Raw genomic sequence first — 26,958 nt, 5'->3', positions numbered from 1 at the left:
GTAGTACCCGCGACGCCCACCCTCTCCATGGTGATCCCCGACCTCTCCGTGGTGATCCCGGCGCACGACGAGGAGCGGCGGCTCGGGCCCACGCTCGACCGGCTGGTGCGGCATCTGGAGGCGGACGGCGGCCGGCGCGGCGGCTGGGAGATCGTGGTCGCGGACGACGGGTCCACCGACGGCACCCGCACGGTCGTCACCGGCCGGGCCGACCCCCGGATACGGCTCGTCGCCTGTGCGCGCCGACGCGGCAAGGGACACGCCCTGCGGCTCGGCGTCGCCGCCAGCCGGGGGCGCCGCGTGCTGGTGACCGACGCCGATCTCGCCACGCCCGTGGCGGAGTTGGCGCGGCTGGAGCGGGCCCTGGACGAGGGCGGAGCCGCCGCGGTGGGGTCCCGGGCCGTGGCGGGGTCCACCCTCGGCGCGCGGCAGCACCGGGTCCGCGAACTCCTCGGCGCGGCGGGCAACCTGCTGATCCGGGGCACCGCGGTACGCGGGATCAGGGACACCCAGTGCGGGTTCAAGCTGTTCGACGGGGAACGGGCGCGCGCCGCGTTCGCCGCGTCCCGGCTCGACGGCTGGGCCATCGACGTGGAGATCCTCCGCCACTTCCAGCGCGCGGGCTGGCCGGTCACCGAGGTCCCGGTGCACTGGTCGCACCGGCCCGGCTCGAAGGTCCGCCCGCTGGACTACCCGCGCGCGCTGGGCGACCTGGCCCGCCTGCGCCTGCCCCTCCCGACCCGTACGACCCGTACGACCCGTACGGCCCACCCCACGCCACCGGCCCGCTCCACGGCCCCCGGCCACCCCGCAGCCCCCGCCCACCCCGCGCCCCCGGCGCGCCGCACGCCGTGGGCCCGCGCCGACCTCCTCGCCGCGTTCCTCTTCCTCGTGCTCTCCGTCGCCCTGTTCGGCGGGCGGCTGCCCGACCCCGCGCGCCGCTACCTCACCGACTCCCTCCAGGACCAGAACCAGTGGGAGTGGTTCTTCGCGGTCACCGCCGACAACGTGGCCCATCTGCGCAACCCGCTCTTCAGCGGCCTCCAGGGCGTGCCCGACGGCGTCAACCTGATGGCGAACACGGCGATGCTCGGCCTGTCCGTGCCGCTCACCCCCGTCACCCTGCTGCTCGGCCCGGCCGTCGCCCTCGCCCTGGTGGCGGCGCTGGGCCTCGCCGCGACCGCGACCGCCTGGTACCGGCTGATCCTGCGCCGGGTCGCGCCCCGGCGCGCGGCGGCCTTCACGGGCGCCGCGCTGGCCGCGTTCGCGCCCCCGATGGTCAGCCACGCCAACGCGCACCCCAACTTCGTCGTCCTGTTCATGATCCCGCTCATCACCGAGCGCGCCCTGCGGCTCTGCGCGGGCACCCGCGTCGTCCGCGACGGCGTGGCCCTCGGCCTGATGGCGGCCTACCAGGTCTTCCTCGGCGAGGAGGCGCTGCTGCTGGCCGCGCTCGGCCTGCTCCTGTTCGCCGCCGGGTACGCGGCGGCCCGCCCGGCGACCGCCCGCCGCGCCCTGCGGCCCCTGGCGCGCGGCCTCGCGATCGCCGCCGCGGTCTGCCTGCCCCTGGTCGTCTACCCGCTGGCCTGGCAGTTCTCCGGCCCGCAGAGCTACAGCCACCTCGACCACGGCCCCGGCAGCGCCAACACCGTACGCGCCCTGCTCACCTTCGCCGAGCGCTCCGCCCTCGCGGGCGACGCCGACCGCGCGGCGGCCCTCTCCCTCAACCCCACCGAGCAGAACGCCTTCTACGGCTGGCCGCTGCTCCTGCTCGCCACCGTGATCACGGTACGGCTGCGGCGCCGCCCGGCGGTCCGCGCGCTGGCGTTCACCGCCGCCGCCGCGGCCCTGCTCTCCCTGGGCGCGCGCGTCCGCGTCCCGTTCACCGGCGCCGAGGTCCCCGGCCCCTGGGCACCCCTGTCCGGGCTGCCGCTGCTGGAGTCGGTCATCGAGAGCCGGGTGGCGATGATCTGCGCGCCCGCCCTCGGCATGCTGCTCGCCGCGGCCCTGGCCGCCCTTCGGCCCGGCACCCCGGACGGCGACCCCGCCCGCCCCTCCGCCGCCCCGCCCGGCCGGTGCACCGCGCCCCTCCGCCGGTACGCCGGACCACCCCTCCGCCGGTACGCCCTCCCCGTCGCCGTCGGGCTCGCCCTGCTGCCGCTGGTCCCGGCCCCGCTGCGGTCCGAGCCGCGCGCCGAGGTGCCCGCCTTCTTCACCGACGGCGCCTGGCGGGCGTACGTCCGCCCCGGCGAGTCCCTCGTCCCCGTGCCGCTGCCCGAACCCGCCGACGCCGGGGCGCTGCGCTGGCAGACCGCCACCGGACTCGGCTTCCCGGTGCCCGGCGGCTACTTCAACCGGCCCTACGGCGACGGCGACCGCACCGGCGTCTACGGCGTCCCCCTGCGCTTCACGGCGAGCCTCCTCCAGGACGTGCGGGTCACCGGGACCGTGCCCGTGATCGACGCGGGCGCGCGGGCGGCGGCGGCCGAGGACCTGGCGTACTGGCGGGCGGGCGCGCTGGTGCTCGCCCCGCAGCGCCACGACGGCCCGCTGCGCACGGCCGTGGAGAAGCTCACCGGCCGTCCCGCGAGGTGGGAGGGCGGCGTCTGGGTATGGGACCTGCACGGGGGAGCCGAGGAGCCGCGGGGCGGCTGATGAGGACGGGATCTGCGGGAGGGGGAGCCGGGGCGTGTCGGACCGACTACCCTTCGCAGACCGGCAGAGCATGCCCCACGGCTGCGGAACGCACTGAGTGAGGAGCCCTCTTTGGCCTGTGACCTGTGGCTGGTACCGCTCGTCGACGTGTTGTGCCACACCCCGGACAACCCGTTCGCCGAGGAACTCGCGCAGTACAACAAGGTGCTCGGCGAGGCCGGGCTGCCGCCCGTTCCGGTGTACCAGTACATGCCGGGCCTCTCGGGTGACGTCGCCCCGGTGGCCGGTTTCGACTACGACGCCCTGCACTTCCTGCGCCGCGCCTATCTGCTCCAGGTGTGCGGGCTGCCGGTGACCCCGGTGGACGCCCTCGGCGGCGACTACGAGCAGCTGCTGGAGATGTTCGAGACGACGGCCCAGCAGTCCCACCTGGTGTGGCACTACGACCACGCGGGCGCCTACGTCCCCGTGGAGTTCCCCCGGCCGCTCGCCGACGAGGACCTGCTCGCCGGGGGCGGCCCGCTCGGGTCCTCGCAGACGCTGCTGCGCGAGCTGGAGGTGGTGGCGCCCGCGATCGGCATCGATCCGGCCAACCCGCCCGCTCCCCCGCAACCGCCCGCCGCGCCGACCGAGTTGGAGGAGCCCGCGGTCGCGGCGCCCTACGACCCGAGCCCGTTCGCCCGCGAGCGGCACGTCTGGCTCGGCCTGCACGCGGCGGCGACCCGGAGCCTGGCCCAGGGATCGATGATCGTCTTCAGCTGAGCGCACCGCCCGGCCGCAGCGGGCGGGCACGCACGGGACGGGAACGGCCGCGGGCCGGTCACGGAGATCGTCCGTGACCGGCCCGCGGCCGTCGTCGGGTGAAGGGGGGCTCAGATGAAGGAGTTGATCTCGATCGTCTCGTCCCGGCCCGGACCCACGCCGATCGCGGAGATCGGGGCGCCGGACATCTCCTCCAGCGCCTTCACGTAGTTCTGGGCGTTCTTCGGCAGGTCGGCGAAGGTCTTCGCCTTGGTGATGTCCTCCGACCAGCCCGGCAGGGTCTCGTAGACCGGCTTGGCGTGGTGGAAGTCCGACTGCGAGTACGGCAGTTCCTCGACCCGGCGGCCGTCGACCTCGTAGGCCACGCACACCGGGATCTCCTCCCAGCCGGTCAGGACGTCCAGCTTGGTGAGGAAGAAGTCGGTCAGGCCGTTCACGCGGGTCGCGTAGCGGGCGATGACCGCGTCGAACCAGCCACAGCGGCGGTCGCGGCCGGTGGTGACGCCCCGCTCGCCGCCGATCCGGCGCAGCGCGTCGCCGTCCTCGTCGAACAGCTCCGTCGGGAACGGTCCGGCGCCCACCCGCGTCGTGTACGCCTTGAGGATGCCGATGACCCGGCTGATCTTCGTCGGACCGACGCCCGCCCCGGTGCAGGCGCCGCCCGCGGTCGGGTTGGACGAGGTGACGAAGGGATACGTGCCGTGGTCGATGTCGAGCAGCGTGCCCTGGCCGCCCTCGAAGAGGACCACCTTGTCCTGCTCCAGGGCCTGGTTCAGCACCAGGACCGTGTCGGCGACGTACGGGCGGAGCTTCTCCGCGTAGTCCAGCAGCTCCTCGACGACCTGGTCGACGGCGATGGCTCGGCGGTTGTAGAGCTTCGTGAGCAGCTGGTTCTTGACGTCGAGCGCCGCCTCGACCTTCTGGGTGAGGATCGACTCGTCGTACAGGTCCTGGACGCGGATGCCGACCCGGTTGATCTTGTCGGCGTAGGTCGGGCCGATGCCGCGGCCGGTGGTGCCGATCTTGCGCTTTCCGAGGAAGCGTTCCGTCACCTTGTCGACCGTCACGTTGTACGGCGTGATGACGTGCGCGTTGCCGCTGATGAGCAGCTTCGACGTGTCGACGCCGCGCTCGTTCAGACCGCTCAGCTCGGAGAGCAGGACCGACGGATCCACGACGACGCCGTTTCCGATGACCGGCGTACATCCCGGCGAGAGGATTCCGGAAGGGAGCAGGTGGAGTGCGTACTTCTGGTCGCCGACGACGACCGTGTGACCGGCGTTGTTGCCGCCCTGGTAGCGCACTACGTAGTCCACCGAGCCACCGAGCAGGTCGGTGGCCTTCCCCTTGCCTTCGTCACCCCACTGAGCACCGAGCAGCACAAGTGCGGGCACGCGCGTACACCCCTTCCGGGTGGGGCATGTCCAGGGTCAGGGGCGTACGCGGAGGCTCATACCACCGCGTGCACCGCGACCGTCGTTGGCCGCCACGCGACCGTCGTCGGCCGCACACCGTCGGACCCGGATGCCCCGGAATAGACGAAGCCCCTGGCGCAATAGCGCAAGGGGCTCTTGCACAAAGATGCTACCCGAGGAAGTGAGGCAGGACCGAGGTGGCGACTTCCGCGAGGCCGGACCAGCTGCTGGTGATCATCGATCCGGTCGCCCGGAGGACGGACGGAGAGGCCGTACGCATCGCGAAGGACGTGCTCAGCGCGGGTGCGGCGGCCAAGGTGTGTCTCCCCGAGGACGCCGACGAATTCGCCCGGGTGCTCGCGCGCCGGGGCGCACGGCGGCCCGTGGTCGTCGGCGACGACCGGGCGCTCACCCGCGCGGTGACCCTGCTGCACCGGCGGCGGGAGCTGGCCGGATGCGTGCTGTCGATGGTGCCCGTGGGGGGCGCGCTCGGGGTCGCACGGGCGCTCGGGGTGCCCACCGGCGCGGTCGCGGCGGCGCGCGCCGTGCTGGACGGGGTGGAGCGGCGGCTCGACCTGCTGGTCGACGACAGCGACGGGGTGGTGCTGGGGGCGCTGCGGATTCCTTCCGTGCCGGGCGCTCCGCGGGTGGACGGGGGCGGGGTGCCGGGCGGGCGGGGGGCGCGCGGGGTGACCGAGGCGTCCGGGGCGTCCGGGGCGGCGCACGGGGGTGCGCGGGAGTGGTTGCGGACGTGTCAGTCGCTGGTGCGGACGCTGGTGCCGTCCCGGCCTGGGGCGGGGGTCTCGGGCGGGGGGCCGGTGGGGCCCGCGCGGTTGCGGGTGGAGGTGGACGGGGTGGTGCTCGTCGATCTCGACCAGCCGGTGGAGGCCGTGACGGTCACGCCCGGTTCCGCCGAGGTGGGGGGCGGGGTGGCGCTGGTGGAGGTACGGCCGCTGTCCGTCGGGGCGGCGGCGACGCCGCTGGCGGCGCGGGGGCGGTCGGTGACGGTGTCCGGGGCGGACTTCCGGTACCGGGTGGACGCGGGGGTGGCGGGGCCGGTACGGCGGCGGACGTGGGTCGTACGGGAGGGGGCGCTGGGGTTGGTTCTGCCGGGGTAGGCAGCGGTGTCTGCTCCGCAGGGGGTGGTTGGGGGCCGGGGGTGAGGGGTCGGAGGTGAGAGGTGCCGTGGGGACGGTGCTGTGCGCGGTTCCTCGCGCCCCTGGGGGGGTGGCCGGGGGCCGGGGTTCAAAAGTGCCGTGGGGAACGGTGCTGTGCGCGGTTCCCCGCGCCCCTGAGGGGGTGGCCGGGGGCCGGGGGTCAGAGGTGCTGTGAGGAGCCGTGCTGTGCGCGGTTCCCCGCGCCCCTGAGGGGGTGGCCGGGGGCCGGGGTTCAAAAGTGCCGTGGGGAACGGTGCTGTGCGCGGTTCCCCGCGCCCCTGAGGGGGTGGCCGAAGGGGGGTGGGTCAGGGGAGGGTTACCTCTAGGGCCTCCAGGCCTCTGATGACGAAGTTGGGTTTGCGGGTGGGGGGTTTGGTGGGGGTGAGGGTGGGGGCTCGGTCGAGGAGGGCCTTGAGGGAGGCGGCCAGTTCCATGCGGGCCAGGGGGGCGCCGATGCAGTAGTGGATGCCCGCGCTGAAGGAGATGTGGGGGTTGTCGCGGCGGGTCAGGTCCAGGCGGGCGGGGTCGGTGAAGACGGCCGGGTCGTGGTTGGCGCTGCCGAAGAGCAGGGCGACCTCCGCGCCGCGGGGGACGGTCGTGCCGTCGATCTCGATGTCGTCCAGGACCCAGCGTTCGAAGAGCTGGAGCGGGGTGTCGTAGCGCATCAGCTCCTCGACCGCCGTCGGGATCAGGCGGTGGTCGGCGCGCAGGGCCGCGAGCTGGTCGGGGTGGCGGAACAGCGTCCACCAGCCGTTGACCGTGGCGTTGACGGTCGCCTCGTGGCCCGCGTTGAGCAGCAGGACGGCCGTCGAGATCATCTCCTGCTCGGTGAGCCGGTCGCCCTCGTCGTGGGCCGCGATGAGCCCGGAGATCAGGTCGTCGCCGGGCCGCTCGCGCCGCAGGGCGATCAGTTCGCGCAAGTACGCCGAGAACTCGACCGACGCGCGCACCGCCCGCCGCGCGGTCTCCTCCGACGGATTCAGCTCGTACATCCCGCAGATCTCCGCCGACCAGGGCCGCAGCGGGCCCCGGTCCCCCTCGGGGATGCCGAGCATCTCGGCGATCACCGCGACGGGGAGCGGTTCGGCGACGTCCTTGAGGAGGTCGCCGCCGCCCGCCGCGACCAGCCCGTCCACCAGCTCACCGGCCAAGTCCTCGACGTACGGCCGCAGGCGTTCGACGGTGCGCGGAGTGAAGGCCTTGGAGACCAGGCGGCGGATGCGGGTGTGGTCCGGCGGTTCGAGGTCGAGCATGCCGTGGTCGTTGAGCGTGTGGAACGGCTCCTGCTCGGGCGGGGGCGCGGTCCGGCCGAAGTCCTCGTGGGTGAAACGGTGCTGGTAGGTACGGCCGAGGCGGCGGTCGCGCAGCAGGGCGGAGACGTCCGCGTGGTGCGGGACGAGCCACTGGTCGGTCGGCTCGAAGCGGATCACCCGGCCGCGCCCGCGCAGCTCGGCGTAGGCCGGGTAGGGGTCGGCGAGGAACGCCGGGTCCCAGGGGTCGAAGCGGAGGTCGTCAGCTGCTGCCATGACCGGACGCTAGCCGAGGCCCCGCGCGCTGACCAGGGGGGGGCGTGGGCGGGGCGGGCCGCTCAGCCGGGGGTGACGAGGCGGGCCTCGTAGGCGAAGACGGCCGCCTGGGTGCGGTCGCGCAGGCCCAGCTTCACCAGGATGCGGCTGACGTGGGTCTTGATCGTGGACTCGGCCACCACCAGCCGCTCGGCGATCTCCGCGTTGGACAGGCCCTGCGCGATCAGCACCAGCACCTCGGTCTCCCGGTCGGTGAGGTCGCCGTACGCGGCGTGCGCGGCACGCGGCAGGCGCGGGCCGTCGGTCAGCTTGGCGAACTCGGTGATCAGCCTGCGGGTGACGGACGGGGCGAGCAGGGCCTCGCCCGCCGCGACGATCCGGACCCCGTCGGCGAGCTGCCGGGCGGAGGCGTCCTTGAGCAGGAAGCCGGAGGCCCCGGCCCGCAGCGCCTGGTAGACGTACTCGTCGAGGTCGAAGGTGGTGAGGACGAGGACCTTCGCGGAGCCGTCGGCGGCGACGATCTCGCGGGTCGCCTCGATGCCGTTCATCTCGGGCATCCGGATGTCCATCAGGACGACGTCCGGGCTGAGTTCACGGACCCGGTCCACCGCCTCCCGGCCGTTCACGGCCTCGCCGACGACCTCGATGCCGGGCATCGCGTTGAGCAGGACGGAGAAGCCCTCGCGGACCATCATCTGGTCGTCCGCGACCAGCACGCGGATCGTCATGCCCCCGCCCCGGTCTCGTCCTCGACGGCGGACGGCGCGACCGGCAGGAACACGGCCACCTCGTACCCCCCGTCGGCGGTGGGCGCCGACGTCATCTCGCCGTTCAGCATGGTCACTCGCTCCCGCATGCCGGTGATGCCGTGGCCCGCGCCGGGCGAGGGCTTGAGCAGGGCCGGGTTGGGCGGCGGCCCGTTGACGATCCGCAGGCCGAGCCCGCCGAGCACGTACGCCACCTCGACCCGGGCGTCCGCGCCGGGCGCGTGGCGCAGGGTGTTGCTCAGCGCCTCCTGCACGATCCGGTACGCCGACAGCTCGACGCCCTGCGGCAGCTCCCGCACCCCTCCGATGACGGTCTTCTCCACCGGCAGCCCGGCCTCCCGCACGTTGGCGAGCAGGCCGTCCAGCTCGGCGAGGGTGGGCTGCGGGGTGTCCGGTGCCTCGTAGTCCTCGGCGCGGACCACGCCCAGGACGCGGCGCAGTTCGGTGAGGGCCGCGACCGCGTTCTCCCGGATGGTGGCGAAGGCCTTCTCCAGCTCGGGCGGCGGGTTCTCCACCCGGTAGGGGGCGGCCTCGGCCTGGATGGCGACGACCGACATGTGGTGGGCGACGACGTCGTGCAGCTCGCGGGCGATGGTGGTGCGCTCCTCCAGCAGGGTGCGGCGGGACCGCTCGTGCGCGGTGACCGTCTGCTGGGCGGTGACCTCCTCCTCGGCCTGCCGGCGCACGTGCCACACGGTCACGGCGAGCAGGGCGAGCGCGGAGCACACCAGCATGGGGGCGACGGTCGTGCCGTACTGGTGGACGCTGAAGATCGTCTCCGCGACGAAGCCGTAGGCCGCGGTGAGCAGCCACATCCAGGCGGCGGTGCGCGGGCGGGTGCGGATCGCGACGACCACCATGACGGTGAGGTGGGATATGAAGCTGCCCGCCATCCAGGGCCAGCCGCCGAGGGAGTCACCGGCGGAGGCGAGGATCGTGGTCGCCACCAGCGACGCCCAGAACGCGCCGACCGGCCGCACCAGGGTCAGCAGCACCGGGCCGAGAGTCAGCAGGCTGGTGAACAGGCCCGGCAGCGCACCGCCCGTGTCGACCCAGCCGATCATCATCGCGAACGTCCCGACGGCGACGACGAACGCGTGCGGCCGCCAGGACGCGTACTGCCGCTTGCGGCCCTTCAGCCGCCGTGAGAAGCGGCCGGTGGGCTCCCGGGGCGCCAGCGGTCGGTAGGCGAAGGCGTCCCGGAAGAGGTCCTCGCGCAGCCCTTGCAGCGCGCCCACGGCCGCCCGGAACTCGGGGCTGCGGGACCGGTGGGCCTCGAAGGGATCGCCCGGGGGCGTCGGGTGCGTCTGCGTCGTCTCGGTCACGCTACAAACGGTAGGCGCCGACCCGGGTCGCGGTCGTCACCATGGAGAGGGGTTCCCGGAGGTCCCTCTCAGGTACTACGGGGTGTGCAGGCAGGGCTACTGCGGGGTGGCGAGCCGGCTCCCGCGCGGCCGACGGGCCCGTGCCCGCGGACGCGGGCGGGCCGGTGCCCGGAGTCCGCCCCCGTGCACCGGCCCGCCCGTCCGCCGTCAGTACCCCGCAGGTCTGACCAGCCCCGACTCGTAGGCGAAGACCGCCGCCTGGGTGCGGTCGCGCAGGCCCAGCTTCACCAGAATCCGGCCCACGTGGGTCTTCACGGTCTGCTCGGCGACGACGAGCCGCTCGGCGATCTCCGCGTTGGACAGGCCCTGCGCGATGAGGGACAGCACCTCCGTCTCCCGCTCGGTGAGGTCGCCGATCCGCTCCTTGAGCGGGGCGCGGGGCGTGCCGTGCAGCCGGGCGAACTCGGCGATGAGCTTGCGGGTGATGCCGGGCGCGAGCAGGGCGTCCCCGGCGGCCACGATGTGCACCGCCTCGGCGAGCTGGTCGGCGGAGGCGTCCTTCAGCAGGAACCCGGACGCCCCGGCCCGCAGCGCCTCGTACACGTACTCGTCGAGGTCGAAGGTGGTGAGCACCAGGACCTTGATGCCGGGGGTGGCGGCGGTGATGCGGCGGGTCGCCTCGATGCCGCCCAGCTCGGGCATGCGGATGTCCATCAGGACGACGTCCGGGGAGAGTTCGGCGACCCGCGCGACGGCGTCGAGGCCGTCGACCGCCTGCCCGACCACCTCGATGCCGGGGCGGGCGTCGAGCAGCACGGTGAAGCCCTGCCGGACCATCTGCTGGTCGTCGGCGATCAGTACACGGACGGTGCCGCTCGTCATCGGGCGTCGTCTCCTGTCGGGGGTCGGGCGGGCGCCCCGGAGCCGGGCAGCCGGGCGGAGGCCGGGCCGAGGTCCGGGTCGAACTCGGGGTGGAGGCCGCGGCCGGGCATGGGGAAGGTCAGTTCCAGGTCGCGGGCGGGGGGCGGGTCGTCGGGCGGCGGGGTGGCGGTGCCGTCCTTCGGCAGGAACGCCGAGACCAGGAACCCGCCGTGCAGCGTCGGGTGGGCGGTGAGGTGGCCGCCCAGCATCACGGCCCGCTCCCGCATGCCGAGCAGCCCGTGCCCGGCGCCGGGCACGGGCCGCACCGGCAGGGTGGGCGCGGAGTTGAGCACCTCCACGGCGAGACCGCGCGGTCCGTGGGTGAGGGCGACGCGGACTCCGGCGCCGGGGGCGTGCCGCAGCACGTTGCTGAGGGCCTCCTGCACGATGCGGTACGCCGACAGCTGCACGCCCGGCGGGTAGGCGGGTGCCTCGCCGCGGATCGCGGTGACGATGTCCAGTCCGGCCGCGCGGGTGTTGTCGAGGAGGCCGTCCAGCCGGTCCAGGGTGGGCTGCGGGGCGTCGGGGGCGGCGCCGTCCCCGGCCGCCGGGCCGAGGCCGTAGGGGTCGTCGGGGTTCTCGGAGCGCAGCACGCCGAGGACCCGGCGGAGTTCGGTGAGGGCTTCCAGGGCGTTCTGCCGGATGCCCTCCAGGTTCTCCCTGAGCGCGTCCGGCGGGTCGTCGACCAGGTAGGGCGCCACCTGGGCCTGGATGGAGATCACCGACATGTGGTGGGCGACGACGTCGTGCAGCTCGCGCGCGATGCGGTTGCGCTCCTCCAGCAGGGTGCGGCGGGCCCGCTCCTCGTGGGTGATGCCCGCCTGCTCGACCAGCTGGTGGCGGGCCTCGCGCGCCCCGCGCAGCGCCGTGCCGAGGAGGAGGACGACGGCGAAGGTGGACACCGCGAAGAGGCCGGTCGGCTGATACGGCCCCGGCGCGCCGAGGACGCCCTGCACGAGCCAGGTGGCGAGCAGGGTCAGGGCCAGCGCCCCGGCGGAGACCCGGCCGGGCACCCGCAGCGCCAGCAGGAACAGGATCACGGCCTGCGCGACCAGGGCGGGCGGGGTCCACGGCCACTGGACGGAGCCGAGCGGCGGGTCGGCGAACATGGCCGCGCGGGCGCTCAGCGCGGCGGCGACGGTCAGCGCCGTCGACAGCCACCACGCCGGGACCGGCCGCCACAGCGCGAGGCCGACGGCGACGCCCTGGAGGGCCGCGCACAGCAGGCCGTACTGCATGCCGAGGCCGTAGCGGTCGACGAGCTGGTCGGCGGCGGCGATCGCGGTGCCGAGGGCGGTCAGGAGGACCAGGCCGTGCGGCAGCCAGCGCAGCCACACCGACGGCGGCAGCGGGGCCGCGCGGGTCGTCCACAGATCGTCGCGCAGTGTCCGCAGCGCGGCGGACAGCGCCTTCCCCACCCCGTTCATCGCCCCCACCTAAGCACGCCCGCGCGGGCGGTCTCCCGCGGCTGCGGGGGCCGCGGCCCCGGTCCGGCCCGCACCACGCGCGTCACGGACCTGTCGGGCCGAGGGCCGCGCGGCCCGTTCCGGCGTCCGCTGCCGCGCTCGAAGCTGTGGAACGCGGCCCCGCACACCAGCAGCGCCGTCGCGAACACCGGCAGCCACAGCAGCCGGGCCGCGACCCAGTCGAGGCCGTCGGGCGGGGTGTGCAGGCCGGGCAGCCGGCCCGAGAGGAGGCCGGTGGCGGTGGTCGCCATCAGCGCGGTCTGGTGCCACAGGAACACCGTCATCGCGGAGAGGTTGACCAGCGCGACCGCCGCCCAGGCCACCGGGCGCCGCAAGGCCCGCCGCAGCGGGTCGCGCAGCAGGAGCGCGAGGCCGCACTGTGCGAGGCCGAAGGTGACGGCGGCCAGCGTCGGCGGGTCGAGGTTGGACACGGCGGCGCCGGGCACGCCGACCATCGACGCGGGATAGCCCGCCCACCCGACCAGCACCGCGGTCGCGGCGGCCCCGCCGAGGCACAGGACCCAGCCCGCGCGCCGCTGCTCCAGCTCGCCGCGGGTCCAGGCCGCCCCCAGGGTATAGGGCACCAGCCAGCCGGCCGCCACATTCACCCAGCCGAGCGAGTCGGGGCCGCCGAGTCCGAAGCGGACCAGGTCGACGTGGAGGACGACGGCCAGCGGCCACAGCGGGTTGAGGCGGGCCAGCAGCGGGGTCGCCGCCGTCAGCGCGCAGAACACCAGCAGGAACCACAGCGGCGACAGCGCCAGCTTCACCACCGTGTGCACGGTCGTGTAGGACGCGCCCCCGACGAGCAGCCCCAGCGCCGCCACCGTCCACAGCGCGGCCATCGCGGCGACGGGTACGAGCAGCCGCGTGAGGCGGGCGCGCAGCCAGCCGCCGTAGGTCCCGCCGCGGGCGCGGGTCACGGCGAGGCCTCTGGTCGCGACATGGCCGCCCACCATGAAGAACACGGCGAGGGTCTGGAACACCCAGGACACGGGGGCGAGCCACGGCATCGCCGCCAGCGGGCTCGCGGCGCGCAGGGTGCCGCTGTCGGAGACGAGGGCGGTCACCAGCCAGTGGCCGAGGACGACGCCGAGGATCGCCAGGGCGCGCAGCGCGTCCACGGCGCGGTCGCGGCCCGGCGGGGTGGCCGCCTCGATCCGGGCCGCCGCCCGCCGGACCCGGGCCGGGAGGGCACGCACGGCACCGCTCCGGGTACGGGCGCCCGAGGGAGCCGGAGCAAGGGTTCGGGTGGGGGTGGGGTCAGTCACGGCCCGCCTCCTCGGTCGTGCCGAGGACGATCCGGGCGAGGCTCGCCAGACAGACCGAGCCCGGCCGGAAGTAGTCGCTGTGGCCGCCGTCCCCGGCGTCGAAGACGCGGGCGCCGAACGCGTCGGTCATCGGGTCCCGGCCGAAGCCGACCGTGGCCCCCGGCAGGCGGACCTCGACGTGCGGGACCTCCGCCACCCAGTCGTCGGCGCCCCGGCCCGCCCAGATCCGGGCGCGGGTGCGCAGCTCACGGGCCCGGTCCACGCCGGTGCCGGGGCTGCCGAGGAGGACCAGGTCGGTCACGTCCAGGCCGGGGGCCGCCCGGCCGCACACCACCGAGCCGTACGAATGGCACAGGAGGGAGAGCCGGGTGTGCGGGCCGGTGAGGTGCCGCAGCAGGCGGACGAACTCCCGCAGTTCCGGGGCGGCCTCGTCGGCCCGGTCCGGGGTGACGGCGGCCGTGCTGACGGTGCCCGGCGTGGCGTAGCCGAGCCAGGCCACCACCGCGGTCGGGGTGCCCGCGGGGGCCCGGCGGGCCAGCTCGCGGTGCAGCGCGGCCGCGGCGGTGTGGAAGCGGTCGTAGGTGTCGAGCGAGGTGTCCGAGCCGGGCACCAGGACGGCGACCCGGCGGGCGTGGGCCAGGTCGCCGAGGACCTCGGCCGTCCGGCCGGGGCCCCGCCCGTCGAAGCGGAGCAGCCGGCTGCCGGGGGCGGCGAGCGCGCGGTCGGTGGCCGCGCGGCGCCGGTCGCCGTGGTCGGCGGCCATCCGGGCGGCGAGCGCCGCGTTGGCCCGGTTCGCGGCGTAGGCCCGCTCCAGGGTGGCAGCGGTGAGCGGGCCGAGGGCGGCCGGGGGCGGGGCGGGGACGCGCGGGCGGACGGCCGCGGTCAGCGGGACGACGACGGCCGCCGTGACCAGCAGGGCGAGCAGTGCCCGCCACCGTCGCCGGACACGAGGCCCACGTTCCGCGCGCACCGCCCTCGGGCGGACGTCCCGCCCCGCACGGTCCCGCGGCCTCTCGCCCCCGTCCCCCTGCCGTCCGTTCCCCGGTCGTGCCTCCATCGCCGTGCCCCTCCCCGCCAGCTCAGCCCGGCCATCGGGCGTCCTGGGACGGGAAGTTACGGAGCCTCAGGTGTCGACCGCGTCCCGCTCAGGAGCTGTCCTCGGAGGTAGCTCTCAGGTATGACGGGTATGACAGGGCCGCCCACCGCAGGCGGACCGCAGGCGGACCGCAGGCGGACCGCAGACGGGCCGCAGACGGTCCGCCGACGGACAGAACCGGCGAACCGACCGTGTCACCAGGCCAGTTGGGCGATCTCCTCCGCCACGACCGCGCACGCGTCCGCCGCGGGGTCGATGAGGGGGAAGTGGCCGACGTCCGCGAGCAGGGTCAGGCCGACCACCTCGCCCGCCTTCGCCGCCGCGTCCGCGTAGGACTCGGCGACGGCCTCCGGGACGTCGAGGTCGGTGCGGCCCTGGACGAGGGTGGTGGCGATGCCCGTCGGCAGCAGGAGGACCGGGTCGGCGTACGGCCGCCGTTCCTCGAAGTGCTCGACGCCGCCGAGGAGTTGCCCGGAGGCGCCGCCGCAGACCGCCAGCTTCTCGGCGACCTCGAAGTCCGCGATCGGGGCGAGCGCGACGACGCCCCGCAGGGCGGGCGGGCCGTCGGTGCGCCACGGGCTGCCGGGCGGCAGGACGTGCCGGGCGGCGGCCCACAGCGCCAGGTGGCCGCCCGCGGAGTGCCCGGTCAACACCGTGCGCCGCGGGTCGGCCTGGGGCAGCGCCGTCCGGGCGAGGGCGGGCAGCGCGTCCAGGGCGGCGGCCACGTCGTCGAACGTGTCGGGCCAGCGGCCCGCGACCGGCGCCCCACCCGCACCGGACACGCCCGGCGCGTCGGACGGTGAACTCCCGCGCCGGTACTCCACGTTGGCCACCGCGAACCCCCGCCGGGCCAGGAACGCCGCGAACGGCGTGACGTGCCGCCGGTCGTACGGCGCCCGCCACGCCCCGCCGTGCAGGAGAGCCACCAGCGGGGCGGGCCCGGCCGCGCCGCGGGGCGCGTAGAAGTCGATCACCTGGTCGGGGTGGTCGCCGTAGGGAGCGGTGGCGTCGGGCTCGACCGCCGGGTGGGAGAAGGCCGACTCCTCCTCGGCGGCGGCCCTGGCTGCGACGACGTCGTCCGGCATGCTCCAACCTCTCAGCGAATGAACCGAATTGAGCGGCGCGCACGCTGGCGGGACCAGGTGGTGTTCGGCCGTTGGCGGGGACGGTATCAGGCCGGTGACGTGCGCGGACACACGGATGTCACGCTGGGTGAGGGGCAAAACGGTTCTGTTCGCGGCGGTCGGTGACGATACGTCGGCTTCGGCCCACCCGCCCCGGACGAGCGCCGGATCGCACCCTCGCGCGAGCGCCGGATCACGTTCCGCAGGGGCACCGACCCACCTCCCGCACCGGCACCGACTCTCTCCCGTACGGGCACCGACCCGCCTCCCCGTAGGGGCCGGCTCAACGCCCCTACGGGTGGGCCGCCGCCCCTACGGGTAGGGGGACCCGCTTCTCGCGAGCGCGTCCCCGAACCGCTCCCCGACCCCCTACTCGCTCGCCTCCCCGAGCACAGCCCCCAGCACCGCCGCCGCCCGCTCGACGTCGCCGAAGCCGACGTACAGCGGGGTGAAGCCGAAGCGGAGGACGTCGGGGCGGCGGAAGTCGCCGACGACGCCGCGCGCGATCAGCCGCCGCATGACCTCGCCCGCGTCGGCGCAGCGCAGCGCGATCTGGCTGCCGCGCTCGGCGTGCGCGAGCGGGGTGAGGACGTCCACCCGGCCGGCGGGGACGTACGCGCCGACGCACTCCAGGAAGAAGTCCGTCAGGGCGAGGGACTTGGCGCGCACGGCGTCGACCGTCACGCCCTCCCACACCCCGAGGGCCGCCTCCAGCGCGAGCATCGACAGGATGTCCGGCGTGCCGACCCGGCCGCGCAGTGCGCCCGCCGCGGGCTCGTAGGCGGGCCGCATGCCGAAGGGTTCGGCGTGCGAGTTCCAGCCCGGCAGCGGGGAGTCGAAACGGTCCTGGAGGCCGTGGCGCACGTACAGGTAGGCCGGTGAACCGGGCCCGCCGTTCAGGTACTTGTAGGTGCAGCCGACGGCGAGGTCCACGCCGTGCGCGTCCAGGCCGACCGGCAGGGCGCCCGCGCTGTGGCACAGGTCCCAGACGGAGACGGCGCCCGCCGCGCGGACGGCGGCGGTGAGGGACGGCAGGTCGTGCAGGCGTCCGGTGCGGTAGTCGACCTGGTTGAGGAGGACCGCGGCGGTGCGGTCCGACAGCGCGGCGGGCACGTCGGCCGGTTCGACGGGGCGCAGGGTGCGGCCGGTGAGCCGGGCGGCGGACCCGGCGATGTAGCCGTCGGTGGGGAAGGTGGAGGCGTCGACGAGGATCTCGTCGCGCCCCTCCCCCGCGAGGCGTACGGCGCCGACCAGGGCCTTGAAGATGTTGACGCTGGTGGAGTCGCCGACCACGATCTGTCCGGCGGCGGCGCCGACCAGCGGGGCGATGAGGTCGCCGGTCCGTTCGGGCGCGGTCCACCAGCCGCTCTCGTCCCAGGAGCGGATGCGCAGTTCGCCCCACTCGCGGCGGACCACGTCGTCGAGGCGGCCCGGTACGGCGGCGGGCAGCGCGCCGAGCGAGTTGCCGTCGAGGTAGACGGTGTCGTCGAGGACGAACTCCTTGCGGCGGCCGGCCAGCACGTCGGCGGCGTCCAGCGCGCGGGCCCGCGCGCTGAGCGCGGCGGAGGCGGGCGTCTCGGACCCGACGGAGGCGGGCGTCTCAGAAACGGGCGTCTCGGAAACGGGTGTCTCAGACATACGACCTCGCCGTCCACAGCTCGGGGAAGACGTTCTTGCGGGCGCGCTTCTCCAGCCAGGCCACCCCGGCGGAGCCGCCGGTGCCGGTCTTCGAGCCCATCGCGCGGCGGGTGGCGACGAGGTGGTCGTTGCGCCAGCGCCAGACGAGTTCGGCGACGTCGGTGAGGGCCTCGCCGAGGCGGGCGGCCTCGTCGTCGGCGGCACCGGAGTAGACGGCCGTCCAGACCGCCTCGACCTCCGCCGACGGCTCGTGGCGGAGGGAGACGTCGCGGGTCAGGGTGGCCTCGGGGACCGGGTGCCCGCGGCGGGCGAGGAAGCGCAGCACCTCGTCGTAGAGGCTCGGCTCGTGCAGGGCCTTCTCCAGCTCGGCGTGGACGCGGGGGGCGCCCCGGTGCGGGACGAGCATCGACGCGGACTTGTCGCCGAGGAGGAACTCCATCCGCCGGTACATCGCGGACTGGAATCCGGAGCCCTCGCCGAGCGCGGAGCGGTAGGCGTTGAACTGGGCGGGGGTGAGGCGGCCGAGCGGCTTCCAGGAGGCGTTCAGCGCCTCCAGCTCGTGCGCCGAGCGGCCCAGCGCGGCGACGGCGGTCGGTACGTCGTCCCGGCGCAGCGCGGCCGCCGCGGTCTCCCACTCGTGGACGATCACCGTGAACCACAGCTCCATGACCTGGGTGGTGACCAGGAAGACCATCTCACCGGGGTCGTCGGAGAGGGTGTGCTGGAGGTGGGTGAGCACGTCCGCCTTGACGTAGTCCTCGTACGGTGTCGTACCGGCGAAGTCGAGATGCGGAGTCGAGGGTTCCTGAGCCTCGCGAGTCTCGTGGGACATCGCTGTCTCCTGTTGTGTACTCCGGGTAGCGGTCCGCCCCTGCCGTTACCGACACGGGGGCCCCGGTCCCCGTGGGGCATCCTCCGCAATGGTCACCCGAAAGTGCAAGGCCCGCCCGACCGGCCACGCGGACCGGGCGGACCCGTACGCCCCCTACGCCCTGAGGGGGATGCCCACACCCCGAGAGGTGTGCCTAACCGAGCGTGCTCGCCGCGGTCGGCGAGGAGTCCTTGAGGAACTGCGTGCAGCGCTCGTACTCCTCGCGCTCCCCGATGGCCTCGGCGGCGCGGGCGAGGCCGTGCAGGGCGCGCAGGAAGCCGCGGTTCGGCTCGTGCTCCCACGGCACCGGGCCGTGGCCCTTCCACCCGTTGCGGCGCAGGCTGTCCAGACCGCGGTGGTAGCCGGTACGGGCATAGGCGTACGACTCGACGACGCTGCCGCGCTCGAACGCGTCGTCGGCGAGGCGGGCCCAGGCGAGGCAGGAGGTGGGGTACTTGGCGGCGACCTCGGCGGGCGCCGTCCCGGCGGCGAGCAGCTCGCGCGGCTCGGGGTCGTCGGGGAGGTGGGTCGGGGGCGGTCCCCCGAGGAGATCCTTGTGAATGGCCATGCCTCCAGTCTGGGGGATGCGGGGCACGCCCCCACCCGGGGTCCGGAATTCCCCCCCCCCAGGCCCCCTGAGGACCGCCGGGGACCCCGACCCCCAGGCCCCCTGAGGACCGCTGGGGACCCCGACGGACCCCCTAGGGAGCCCCAGAGACCCCTGGAGACCCCAGGGGGACTGTCAGCCCTCCCCCAGCCGCTTCCGGCTCCCCCCGGCCTCCAGGGGTGGTGACACCACGCTGGCGTGGGTCGTGCACTCGGGGCGGCGGCAGTCCGGAGGCAGATGGCGGACGGTGGTGAAGGCGACCACCGCGCCCGCCACCAGCGCCCCCGCGCAGAGCCACATCGCGCGGTCGAAGGAGGTGTCGAAGGCGTCCGGGGAGCGGTACGCCTCGGCGCCCATGCCGGTCAGCAGCGGCAGGGCGGCCACCGCGACCAGGCCCGCCGCCCGCGCCGCCGCGTTGTTGATGCCGCTGGCCAGGCCCGCGCGGGTGACGTCCACCGAGGCCAGCACGGTCGCCGTGAGCGGCGCGACCAGGGTGACCAGGCCGCATCCGAGGACCAGGACGGCGGGCAGCACGTCGGCCGGGTAGGAGGCGTCCGGGCCGACCCGCAGCATCAGCAGCATCCCGGCGGCGCACAGCAGCGGCCCGACGGTGAGCGGGACCCGCGGCCCGATCCGGTCGGCCAGCTCGCCCGAGCGCGCCGACAGCAGCAGCATCAGCACGGTCGGCGGCAGCAGGGCCGTACCGGCGCCGAGGGCGGAGTACCCGGCGACGACCTGGAGCTGGAGCGCGGAGAGGAAGAAGTAGCCGCCGAGGCCCGCGTAGACGCACAGGGTGACCAGGTTGACGGCGGTGAACTGGCGGGAGGCGAAGATGTCCGGCGGCATCATCGGGTCGGGACGCCGCCGCTCCACGACGACGAACGCGACCCCGGCCGCGACCCCGGCCACCGCCGTCACCACGACGACGAGCGAGCCCTCCGCCGCCTCGATCAGGGCGTACGTGACCAGCGCGAGCGAGAGCGCGCCGAGGGCGGCGCCCAGGACGTCGAAGTGCCCGCGCGCCTCGCGGGCCGCCGCCCCGGAGCCCGGTACCGCCGTACGGGTGACGGAGTCGGACCCGGAGCGGACACCGGACCCAGACCCGGAGCCTGAGCCGGAGCGGCCCCCCGCCGGGACCCCCGCCGACGACTCGGGCACGTGCCGCAGCGCGACCGGCACGCAGAGCGCCGCGAGCGGCACGTTGATGAGGAACACCCACCGCCAGCCCGGCCCGTCCACCAGCCAGCCGCCGAGGAACGGCCCGACGGCCGCGCCGACACCGCCGAAGCCCGACCAGAGGCCGACGGCCCGCCCCCGGTCGTCGGGGTGGAAGGAGGCCTGGATGAGGGCGAGGGAGCCGGGGGTGAGGAGGGCGCCGCCGATGCCCTGGAGGGCGCGGGCCGCGATCAGCACCTCGGCGGTGGGCGCGAGCCCGCACAGCAGGGAGGCGACGGCGAACCAGACGACGCCGATCACGAACACCTTGCGGCGGCCGTAGCGGTCGCCGAGGGAGCCGCCGAGCAGGATCAGCCCGGCCAGCGTGAGCATGTAGGCGTTGACCGTCCACTGGAGCGCGGACAGCTCCGCGTCGAGGTCGCGGCCGATGCGCGGGAGCGCGACGTTGACGACGGTCGAGTCCAGCAGGGCCATGCTGGAGCCGAGGACCGTGGTGAGCAGAATCCACTTGCCCCGGGGCGAGGCCAGCCTGACGTCGGGCATGCCTCCAGGTATACAGCGGGCCCGGTGCGATGGCACCGGGCCCGTCGTGCGCGGCCCCGCGCGGGCAGGCGTGCGCCTGCCCGCGCGGGGCCTCCGCGGAGGGAACTACTTGATCTTCGTACCGGCCGAGCGCAGGTGCTGGGTGGCCTCGACGACACGGGCGGCCATGCCCGCCTCGGCGAGCTTGCCCCAGGTCCGCGGGTCGTACGTCTTCTTCGAGCCGACCTCGCCGTCGACCTTGAGGACGCCGTCGTAGTTGCGGAAGACGTGGTCGACGACCGGGCGGGTGAACGCGTACTGGGTGTCGGTGTCGATGTTCATCTTGACGACGCCGTTCTCCAGCGCGGTCGCGATCTCCTCGGCGGTGGAGCCGGAGCCGCCGTGGAAGACGAAGTCGAACGGCTGCGAGCCGGCCGGCTTGCCGAACTTGGCGGCGACGCCCTCGTTCAGCTGCTTCAGCAGGTCGGGGCGGAGCACGACGTTGCCCGGCTTGTAGACGCCGTGGACGTTGCCGAAGGACGCGGCGAGCAGGTAGCGGCCCTTCTCGCCGAGGCCGAGCGCCTCCACGGTGCGGATCGCGTCGTCGACCGAGGTGTACAGGGAGTCGTTGATCTCGTGCGAGACGCCGTCCTCCTCACCGCCGGTCGGGGTGATCTCGACCTCCAGGACGATGCGCGCGGCGCGGGCCTTCTCCAGCAGCTCCTGGGCGATCGCGAGGTTGTCGGCGAGGGTCTCGGCGGAGCCGTCCCACATGTGCGACTGGAACAGCGGGCCGAGACCGGCCTCGACGCGCTTGCGGGAGATCTCCAGCAGCGGCCGTACGTAGCCGTCGAGCTTGTCCTTCGGGCAGTGGTCGGTGTGCAGGGCGACCGTGACCGGGTACTTCTCGGCGACGATGTGCGCGAACTCGGCGAGCGCGACCGCGCCGGTCACCATGTCCTTGCTGTACTGGCCGCCCAGGAACTCGGCGCCGCCGGTCGAGATCTGGATGATGCCGTCGCTCTCCGCCTCGGCGAAGCCGCGCAGAGCCGCGTGCAGGGTCTGGGTCGAGGTGACGTTGATGGCCGGGTAGGCGAACTTGCCTGCCTTCGCCCGGTCGAGCATCTCGTTGTAGACCTCGGGGGTTGCGATGGGCATTCGTCCGCTCCTTGGGTGTGCGGGTGGGAATCTGCTACCTACGGCCCTGACCTAGACCTGGTGTGCGAGACCTGGTGTGCGACGTCATCGTCGCGCCCATCTTTCCAGAACCGCGCGCCCGGTCCACCGGCTGGACGGTCGGCCCGCCGGGCGCACGGCCGGAGCGCGATGGGAGCGGGACGAAGGGGGGCCGCTCCGGGCCGAGTTCGTCCCCGGAGGATCGATCAGTCGAGGCCGAGTTCGTCCTTGGAGTAGGCGAACAGGTAGGGCACCCCGGCGCCCTGCTCGATCTTCTCGGCGGCGCCGGTGGCCCGGTCGACGATGGTCGCCACGCCCACCACCTCGGCGCCCGCCTCGCGGACGGCCTCCACGGCGGCCAGCGGGGAGCCGCCGGTGGTGGAGGTGTCCTCGACGACCAGCACGCGACGCCCCCGGATCTCCGGGCCCTCGACGCGGCGCTGGAGCCCGTGCGCCTTGGCCGCCTTGCGCACGACGAAGGCGTCGAGAGCACGGCCGCGGGCGGCGGCGGCGTGCAGCATGGCGCCCGCCACCGGGTCGGCGCCCATGGTGAGGCCGCCGACGGCGTCGAAGTCGAGGTCGGCGGTGAGGTCGAGCAGCACCTGCCCGACCAGGGGGGCGGCGGTGCCGTCGAGGGTCACGCGGCGCAGGTCGACGTAGTAGTCCGCCTCCAGGCCCGAGGAGAGGGTGACCTTGCCGTGGACCACGGCCTTGTCCTTGATCTGGTGCAGCAGCGCGTCGCGTACGTCCGTCATGCCGACCAGCTTAGAGGCGCGTCCAGCGCCAGGTCGTGGTGGCCTCCAGCGGCTCCAGGGGCGTGACCAGGCGCGGGAGGGTGTTCATGCCGTTCGGCGGGCCGGTCTGCGGCTCCACGCACACGGCCTCGGCCTGCTCGTCGTAGACCACGACCCACTTCTCCGGGCTGGTGACCTCCAGGCGGAGCCGCTCGGGCCAGGTGAGGGTGACGTGGACGCCGTCGGGCATGCCGAAGCAGTCGTCCCAGGGGCCCGGCTCCGGCGCGACGCGCACGCCGGTCGGCAGGTGGTCCTCGCCGCGCTCCTCCTGCCAGGCGGGCGCGAAGTCGACCACCGCGTCCGGCCCGCCGAGGCTGCGCCGGAACCAGGGGTGCCAGCCGATCTGCGCGGGGAAGGAGTCGCCGTACGTCTCGACGGCCGCCGTCAGCGTCAGCGCGTCCTCGCCGAGCGCCACGCTCTGGGTGACCCGCGCCGGGTAGGGCCACGGCGCGACCAGGTCGTACGTCAGGACCAGTTCCCCGGCCGTCCGGCGGGCCACCTTCCAGGCGCCGTCGCGGGCGGTGCCGTGGATGGCGTGCGGCGGGGAGTTCAGCGGCATCTGCTGGACGTCGGCCCCGTTGCGGAACCGTCCGTCGCGGATGCGCCCGCACCAGGGGATCATCGGGAAGCACCCGAACCGCTCCCCCTGCCGCAGCAGTTCGTCCCCACCGATCCGCAGCCCACCGAGGCGGCCGCCCCTGCCGGGCAGCACGGTCACTTCCGCGTCACCCGCGGTCAGCGTGATCTCTTCGTCGCTCACGGGATGACCTTATCCAGCGGCCCCGGAGGGCGTCGGGTCCGCCGGGCGGTCGCGCGCGGGGTCAGTGGCGGCGGCGCAGCGCCCGGCCGACCACGATCGCGGAGGCGACGGCCAGGGCGGCGGCGGGGGCCGCCCAGCGCAGGACGTTGTCGCGGGCGATGGTCTGCGGGGCGGGGACGGGGGCGTACCGGCCGCGCGGCGGTGCGTGGTCGACCTCCTCCGCGCTGCGGCCGATCATCGTGCGGCGGGCGTGCGCGGCCTCGGCGGGCGGCTCGGCACCCTCGGGCGAGGCGGGGACCGTGCCGCCGGTCTCGTCGCCCTCCGGGCCGTCGGCGTCCTGACGGGCCGGGCCGGTCCGGGCCGCCTGGTCCGCGTAGTCGATGTCGTCGACGTCATGGGCGTCGTCGACGTCGTCGAAGCCGGACGGCGGGATGTCGGTGTCGAAGATGCCGGTGGGCGCGGGGCCGGTGGGGTCGGGGAGCGGGCCGGTGGCGGGCGGCGCGTCCTCGACGGAGTCGTCCCGGTCGTCGGCGGGGGCGGCCTGCTCGTCGGCCGCGGGGGCAGGGGCAGTGGGGGCCTGATCGTCGTGGTCGGGGTCGTCGGACGGGGTCCCGGTGTGCTGCCGCGCCTCGTCCCGGTCGGCCGGGGGCGCAGACGCCAGGTGCTCGACGCCGCGGACGAGGAGCCGTACGGCCGCCGCGGTCGTGGTCTCCGGCGGCAGCTCGGCGATCCGGCCGTCCGCCGAGGCGGTGCCCGCGCAGGTCACGGCCGTGCCGTCGGCGTCCTCGCGCAGGGTCAGGGTGAGCGCCAGCTCGACCGTGCCGGTGCCGCGGGCCTCGGTCGCCCGGCCGGTCACGGCGTACGTCCCGTTCGCGCGCGGGGTGACGGCGAGGGTGCCGCGGTAGGTGATGGTGTGGCCGCCGACGCGCAGCTTGATCCGGCCCGCGACGGGCGCGGTACCGGCGTCCTGCTGGAAGCCCGGAAGGGCGCGGGCCACCCGTGCGGGGTCGGCGAGCGCCGCCCGCAGCCGCTCCACCGGAACCGGAACGCGCACCTCATGCTCCATAAGGCCGGAGCCTACCCACGCGCCCCGCGAAAGCACCCGCCGAACCGCGATTCCGGCCCGCCCCGGACACCGGGGGCGTACGGTGCCGCCCCGACCCCTGGCTCCGCCCCGCGCGGCCCTCGGTCCCCCGCCCCCGCCCTCGGCGGGCTCAGTACCGCGGATGCACCAACGTGGAAGCCCGCAGGCCCGTCATCCGGGTGTGCAGGGGCCGCTCGTCGGGGCCGAGGTGGAGGGCGGGGCGGGCGGGGGCGGCGGCGAGGACGAAGCCCCAGTCGGCGCGGGCCCGGTAGGGCGCGGTGCTCAGGCCCGCCGCGCGCAGGGTGGTCTCGACGGTCCAGAAGAGGCGGGGGCGGCTGTCGACCGGTCCGGCGTGGACGGCGAGGCGGCCGCCGGGGCGCAGGGCGCGGTGGACGAGGCCGTAGAACTCCTGCGAGTACAGCTTGGTGCTGGCCGTGATGCCCGGGTCGGGGAGGTCGGCGATGACGACGTCGTAGGTGGCGGGCGGGGTCGTCCGCAGGCGGCGGAACGCGTCGGCGACGGTGACGCGGACGCGCGGGTCGTCGATGGCGTGGCCGTTGAGCCGGGAGAGCGCGGGGTCGGTGCGGGCGAGGCGGATCAGCGCGGGGTCGAGGTCGACGACGTCGACGCGGCGGGCACCGGGGTGGGTGAGGACCTCGCGGGCGGCGAGGCCGTCGCCGCCGCCGAGGACGAGGACGCGGGCGTGCGGGCCGCTCATCGCGGGGCCGACGAGGGCTTCGTGGTACCTGCGCTGGTCGTGGCCGCCGCCGCGCAGCCGCCCGTCGAGGTAGAGGGCGAGGGGGCGCCCGTCGGTGCCGCCGGTGAGGACGACCTCCTGGACGCCGGTCTGGAGGGCGACGCGGACGTCGTCGCCGTAGACGGCCTGCCGGGCGGCGCGTTCGAAGTCGCCGACGAGGACGGCGGCGGCGGCGAGGAGGCCGAGGACGAGGACGTTGGCGACGATCAGCAGGCGGCGGGCGCGGCGGCTGAGGTCGCGCCGGAAGAGCCCGAGGACGAGGGCGGCGCCCGCGACGACGTTGACCGCGCCGGTCAGCAGGGAGCTGCTGAGCTGGCCGAGGAGCGGCAGCAGCAGGAAGGGGAAGGCGAGCCCGCCGACGAGCGCGCCGACGTAGTCCGCGGCGAAGAGGTCGGCGACCGCGCCGCCCGCGTCCTGGCGGCGGATGCGCTGGATCAGCTCCATCAGCAGGGGCACCTCGGCGCCGATGAGGAGGCCGATGGCGAGGGAGAACACGACGAGCAGGACGCGGGGGCCGCTCGCCCAGAGGCCGCCCCAGTCGCCGGTCCAGGCGAACGCGGCGTACAGGGCCATGGCGCTGGTGCCGCCCAGGAGGGCGAGGGTCACCTCGACGGCGGCGAACCCGGCGGCGGCGTGCGGCCGCAGCCGTTTCGCGGCGAGCGAGCCGATGCCCATCGCGAAGACCATGACGGAGAGGACGACGGAGGCCTGGGTGACCGAGTCGCCCATGAAGTAGGAGGCGAGGGCGACCAGCTCCAGCTCGTACACCAGTCCGCAGGCGGCACAGACGAAGACGCAGCCGAGGACCAGGAACCGTCCGGTGGCCGGCCGGACGGGCAGCCACGCGGGGCCGGGCCACGGCGGTGGAGCGCCGGGCGGGGCGGGTGGATGCGGATCGATCACGACTGCGACGTTACGTGACGGCTCCGGTACGCCATGTCACCCACACGTGTGGAACTGCCGGGCAGTCGGGCGACGCGCGTTTGGGACACCGCCGACGCGGTTCGCGGAGACGGAGGGCCGCCGTCGGCGCGGATTCACCGGGCGCGATCGACCCGCCCCGCCCGCCCGTGCCCCCCGCGGCGCGGCCGGGCACCCTCAGCCCCGCTCACCCCGCTCACCCCCTCACCCCGCCTCCCCCACCGGCACCCGCACCCCCACCCGCGTCCGCGTGGCCACCAACTGCCCGTCCTGCGGGTAGGCGTGCCAGGTCCGCCAGTGCACGCCGCCCTCGTGCCGCTGGGCGAGCAGGGCGGTGAAGGCGTGCGGGCTGCCGGGGAAGACCCCGGCGAGGCCGTGCGGGTGGTCGGAGACGAGGGCGATGAGTTCCTGGGCGCGGCCCGCGAACTGGCCCGGCGTCAGGGCCTCGACGCGCGCCGCGAACTCGTACTCCCAGTCGCCGACGCGCTTGGCGACGCCGAGCGGCAGCGGGGTGCTGCTGCCGGGGATGCAGGCGACCGTCTCGGAGCAGGAGCCCTGCTCCTCCTCCACCAGCACCTGGTGCGAGGCGCCGAGCAGCCGCAACTGGAGCTTGGCGCCGGACAGTTCGAGGTCGAGCGTGGCGAGGGCGGGCAGTGGCTCCCGCCCCAGGGCCCAGGCGAGGTCGGCCGCGCAGGTGTCGGTGTAGGAGGTGTTCAGGGTCGTGAGCATGACTCGGCTCCGCTAGAACGCAACAGGCAAGAGGATTGGTCCGGCGCGCCCCGGTCGACTTCGGGGGTGCACCCCGGTCGGCCCGGTCCGGCGAGGGCGTCCGCGCGGGACGTCCGGGGTCCGAGGGGCTGCGTAGGTGCTGAGGGGCTGCGTAGGTGCTTTAGAGGGAATCATGAACTGTGGTGCCACCACAGCGTTTTTACCCAAGTTCGTGGGGTTTCCATCCCTCAGAGGGCTGCACAGCTCAACTGTTCAACTACGGCGTACGCCGTGCGGCCTGGACACACCACCCTTTCGCGCCCCACCCCGGACGCGGGGGGGGGGGGGGGGCCCCCCCCGGGGGGGGGCCCCCCCCCCCCCCCCCCCCCCCCCGGCCCCCCCCCCCCCCCCCCCCCGGCGCCCCCCCCCCGTGGGGGGGGGGGGGGACCCCCCCCCCCC

Annotated in this window: 22 protein-coding genes; 3 read left to right on the top strand and 19 right to left on the bottom strand. The window is 75.1% G+C overall.

The window, feature by feature from the left end:
- Positions 1-27 precede the first annotated feature (27 nt).
- On the top strand, positions 28-2,655 hold the full coding sequence (locus tag ACIQPQ_RS32055) for a glycosyltransferase (RefSeq protein ID WP_401310925.1): 2,628 nt from the start codon (positions 28-30) through the stop codon (positions 2,653-2,655).
- Positions 2,656-2,766: 111 nt separating this feature from the next.
- Positions 2,767-3,417, top strand: coding sequence for a hypothetical protein (locus tag ACIQPQ_RS32050; protein WP_383780489.1), 651 nt, complete (start codon positions 2,767-2,769; stop codon positions 3,415-3,417).
- A 110-nt stretch (positions 3,418-3,527) separates the two neighbouring features.
- Here ACIQPQ_RS32050 and ACIQPQ_RS32045 read toward each other — a convergent pair whose 3' ends face one another.
- Positions 3,528-4,811, bottom strand: a complete 1,284-nt coding sequence (locus tag ACIQPQ_RS32045) for an adenylosuccinate synthase (RefSeq protein ID WP_383768789.1) — start codon at positions 4,809-4,811, stop codon at positions 3,528-3,530.
- A gap of 218 nt (positions 4,812-5,029) precedes the next feature.
- Here ACIQPQ_RS32045 and ACIQPQ_RS32040 point away from each other — a divergent pair, with 218 nt between their 5' ends.
- On the top strand, positions 5,030-5,950 hold the full coding sequence (locus tag ACIQPQ_RS32040) for a diacylglycerol kinase family protein (protein ID WP_401310921.1): 921 nt from the start codon (positions 5,030-5,032) through the stop codon (positions 5,948-5,950).
- A 344-nt stretch (positions 5,951-6,294) separates the two neighbouring features.
- On the opposite strand, the gene ACIQPQ_RS32035 is transcribed toward ACIQPQ_RS32040, so the two are convergent.
- The 18 genes from ACIQPQ_RS32035 to ACIQPQ_RS31950 all read right to left on the bottom strand — a co-directional run bounded on the left by ACIQPQ_RS32035 (position 6,295) and on the right by ACIQPQ_RS31950 (position 26,520).
- Entirely contained in the window at positions 6,295-7,515 is a 1,221-nt protein-coding gene (locus ACIQPQ_RS32035; protein ID WP_401310918.1) for a cytochrome P450, read from the bottom strand.
- Positions 7,516-7,577: 62 nt separating this feature from the next.
- Positions 7,578-8,243, bottom strand: a complete 666-nt coding sequence (locus tag ACIQPQ_RS32030) for a response regulator (protein WP_401310915.1) — start codon at positions 8,241-8,243, stop codon at positions 7,578-7,580.
- Positions 8,240-9,607 carry a sensor histidine kinase gene (locus tag ACIQPQ_RS32025; protein ID WP_401310912.1) on the bottom strand — a complete coding sequence of 456 codons (1,368 nt, stop codon included), beginning with the start codon at positions 9,605-9,607 and terminating at the stop codon, positions 8,240-8,242. Before ACIQPQ_RS32025 ends, ACIQPQ_RS32030 begins: the two co-directional genes overlap by 4 nt.
- Before the next feature lie 207 nt (positions 9,608-9,814).
- Entirely contained in the window at positions 9,815-10,489 is a 675-nt protein-coding gene (locus ACIQPQ_RS32020; RefSeq protein ID WP_401310909.1) for a response regulator, read from the bottom strand.
- Positions 10,486-11,955 (bottom strand): sensor histidine kinase, encoded by a 1,470-nt coding sequence (locus ACIQPQ_RS32015; RefSeq protein ID WP_401310906.1) that lies wholly within the window; start codon positions 11,953-11,955, stop codon positions 10,486-10,488. The genes ACIQPQ_RS32020 and ACIQPQ_RS32015 overlap by 4 nt, the downstream gene beginning before the upstream one ends.
- Positions 11,952-13,196: an acyltransferase gene (locus ACIQPQ_RS32010; RefSeq protein WP_401310903.1), complete on the bottom strand. Its 1,245-nt coding sequence runs from the start codon at positions 13,194-13,196 to the stop codon at positions 11,952-11,954. The genes ACIQPQ_RS32015 and ACIQPQ_RS32010 overlap by 4 nt, the downstream gene beginning before the upstream one ends.
- 61 nt (positions 13,197-13,257) lie before the next feature.
- Entirely contained in the window at positions 13,258-14,235 is a 978-nt protein-coding gene (locus ACIQPQ_RS32005) for an alpha/beta hydrolase (protein WP_401310900.1), read from the bottom strand.
- 320 nt (positions 14,236-14,555) lie between these two features.
- A complete protein-coding gene (locus ACIQPQ_RS32000; protein WP_401310897.1) occupies positions 14,556-15,446 on the bottom strand; it encodes an alpha/beta hydrolase in 891 nt (296 codons plus the stop codon).
- 408 nt (positions 15,447-15,854) lie between these two features.
- Positions 15,855-17,123, bottom strand: a complete 1,269-nt coding sequence (gene kynU, locus ACIQPQ_RS31995) for a kynureninase (protein WP_401310894.1) — start codon at positions 17,121-17,123, stop codon at positions 15,855-15,857.
- Positions 17,116-17,955: a tryptophan 2,3-dioxygenase family protein gene (locus ACIQPQ_RS31990; protein ID WP_401310891.1), complete on the bottom strand. Its 840-nt coding sequence runs from the start codon at positions 17,953-17,955 to the stop codon at positions 17,116-17,118. Before ACIQPQ_RS31990 ends, kynU begins: the two co-directional genes overlap by 8 nt.
- Before the next feature lie 193 nt (positions 17,956-18,148).
- Complete coding sequence (locus ACIQPQ_RS31985; RefSeq protein ID WP_383768757.1) at positions 18,149-18,562, bottom strand: DUF3151 domain-containing protein; 414 nt, start codon at positions 18,560-18,562, stop codon at positions 18,149-18,151.
- Between the two features lie 174 nt (positions 18,563-18,736).
- Positions 18,737-20,320 carry an MFS transporter gene (locus ACIQPQ_RS31980; RefSeq protein WP_401310887.1) on the bottom strand — a complete coding sequence of 528 codons (1,584 nt, stop codon included), beginning with the start codon at positions 20,318-20,320 and terminating at the stop codon, positions 18,737-18,739.
- 105 nt (positions 20,321-20,425) lie between these two features.
- The gene (gene fbaA, locus ACIQPQ_RS31975; protein ID WP_401310884.1) at positions 20,426-21,457 is read right to left on the bottom strand and encodes a class II fructose-bisphosphate aldolase; all 1,032 of its coding nucleotides are present in this window, start codon (positions 21,455-21,457) and stop codon (positions 20,426-20,428) included.
- Between the two features lie 224 nt (positions 21,458-21,681).
- On the bottom strand, positions 21,682-22,230 hold the full coding sequence (gene pyrE / locus ACIQPQ_RS31970) for an orotate phosphoribosyltransferase (RefSeq protein ID WP_401310881.1): 549 nt from the start codon (positions 22,228-22,230) through the stop codon (positions 21,682-21,684).
- A gap of 10 nt (positions 22,231-22,240) precedes the next feature.
- The gene (locus ACIQPQ_RS31965; RefSeq protein WP_401310879.1) at positions 22,241-23,029 is read right to left on the bottom strand and encodes an aldose 1-epimerase; all 789 of its coding nucleotides are present in this window, start codon (positions 23,027-23,029) and stop codon (positions 22,241-22,243) included.
- Between the two features lie 61 nt (positions 23,030-23,090).
- The gene (locus tag ACIQPQ_RS31960; RefSeq protein WP_401310876.1) at positions 23,091-24,095 is read right to left on the bottom strand and encodes an SRPBCC family protein; all 1,005 of its coding nucleotides are present in this window, start codon (positions 24,093-24,095) and stop codon (positions 23,091-23,093) included.
- 148 nt (positions 24,096-24,243) lie between these two features.
- On the bottom strand, positions 24,244-25,773 hold the full coding sequence (locus tag ACIQPQ_RS31955; RefSeq protein ID WP_401310873.1) for a polyamine aminopropyltransferase: 1,530 nt from the start codon (positions 25,771-25,773) through the stop codon (positions 24,244-24,246).
- Positions 25,774-25,995: 222 nt separating this feature from the next.
- A complete protein-coding gene (locus ACIQPQ_RS31950) occupies positions 25,996-26,520 on the bottom strand; it encodes a DUF2617 family protein (RefSeq protein ID WP_401310870.1) in 525 nt (174 codons plus the stop codon).
- Positions 26,521-26,958 lie beyond the last annotated feature (438 nt).

Origin of the sequence: Streptomyces sp. NPDC091281 (assembly GCF_044757425.1) — a bacterium.
Taxonomy (GTDB): domain Bacteria; phylum Actinomycetota; class Actinomycetes; order Streptomycetales; family Streptomycetaceae; genus Streptomyces.
The sequence above is the reverse complement of the archived record's forward strand: the minus strand, read 5'-3'. Positions and strand labels throughout refer to the sequence as shown.

Excerpts from the sequence above, each read along its gene's own strand:
- ACIQPQ_RS32055 (WP_401310925.1), top strand. The coding sequence starts at position 28 with ATGGTGATCCCCGACCTCTCCGTGGTGATCCCGGCGCACGACGAGGAG.
- ACIQPQ_RS32035 (WP_401310918.1), bottom strand. The coding sequence starts at position 7,515 with ATGGCAGCAGCTGACGACCTCCGCTTCGACCCCTGGGACCCGGCGTTC.
- ACIQPQ_RS32030 (WP_401310915.1), bottom strand. The coding sequence starts at position 8,243 with ATGACGATCCGCGTGCTGGTCGCGGACGACCAGATGATGGTCCGCGAG.
- ACIQPQ_RS32020 (WP_401310909.1), bottom strand. The coding sequence starts at position 10,489 with ATGACGAGCGGCACCGTCCGTGTACTGATCGCCGACGACCAGCAGATG.
- ACIQPQ_RS32015 (WP_401310906.1), bottom strand. The coding sequence starts at position 11,955 with ATGAACGGGGTGGGGAAGGCGCTGTCCGCCGCGCTGCGGACACTGCGC.
- ACIQPQ_RS32000 (WP_401310897.1), bottom strand. The coding sequence starts at position 15,446 with ATGCCGGACGACGTCGTCGCAGCCAGGGCCGCCGCCGAGGAGGAGTCG.
- kynU (WP_401310894.1), bottom strand. The coding sequence starts at position 17,123 with ATGTCTGAGACACCCGTTTCCGAGACGCCCGTTTCTGAGACGCCCGCC.
- ACIQPQ_RS31990 (WP_401310891.1), bottom strand. The coding sequence starts at position 17,955 with ATGTCCCACGAGACTCGCGAGGCTCAGGAACCCTCGACTCCGCATCTC.
- ACIQPQ_RS31985 (WP_383768757.1), bottom strand. The coding sequence starts at position 18,562 with ATGGCCATTCACAAGGATCTCCTCGGGGGACCGCCCCCGACCCACCTC.
- ACIQPQ_RS31980 (WP_401310887.1), bottom strand. The coding sequence starts at position 20,320 with ATGCCCGACGTCAGGCTGGCCTCGCCCCGGGGCAAGTGGATTCTGCTC.
- fbaA (WP_401310884.1), bottom strand. The coding sequence starts at position 21,457 with ATGCCCATCGCAACCCCCGAGGTCTACAACGAGATGCTCGACCGGGCG.
- pyrE (WP_401310881.1), bottom strand. The coding sequence starts at position 22,230 with ATGACGGACGTACGCGACGCGCTGCTGCACCAGATCAAGGACAAGGCC.
- ACIQPQ_RS31960 (WP_401310876.1), bottom strand. The coding sequence starts at position 24,095 with ATGGAGCATGAGGTGCGCGTTCCGGTTCCGGTGGAGCGGCTGCGGGCG.
- ACIQPQ_RS31950 (WP_401310870.1), bottom strand. The coding sequence starts at position 26,520 with ATGCTCACGACCCTGAACACCTCCTACACCGACACCTGCGCGGCCGAC.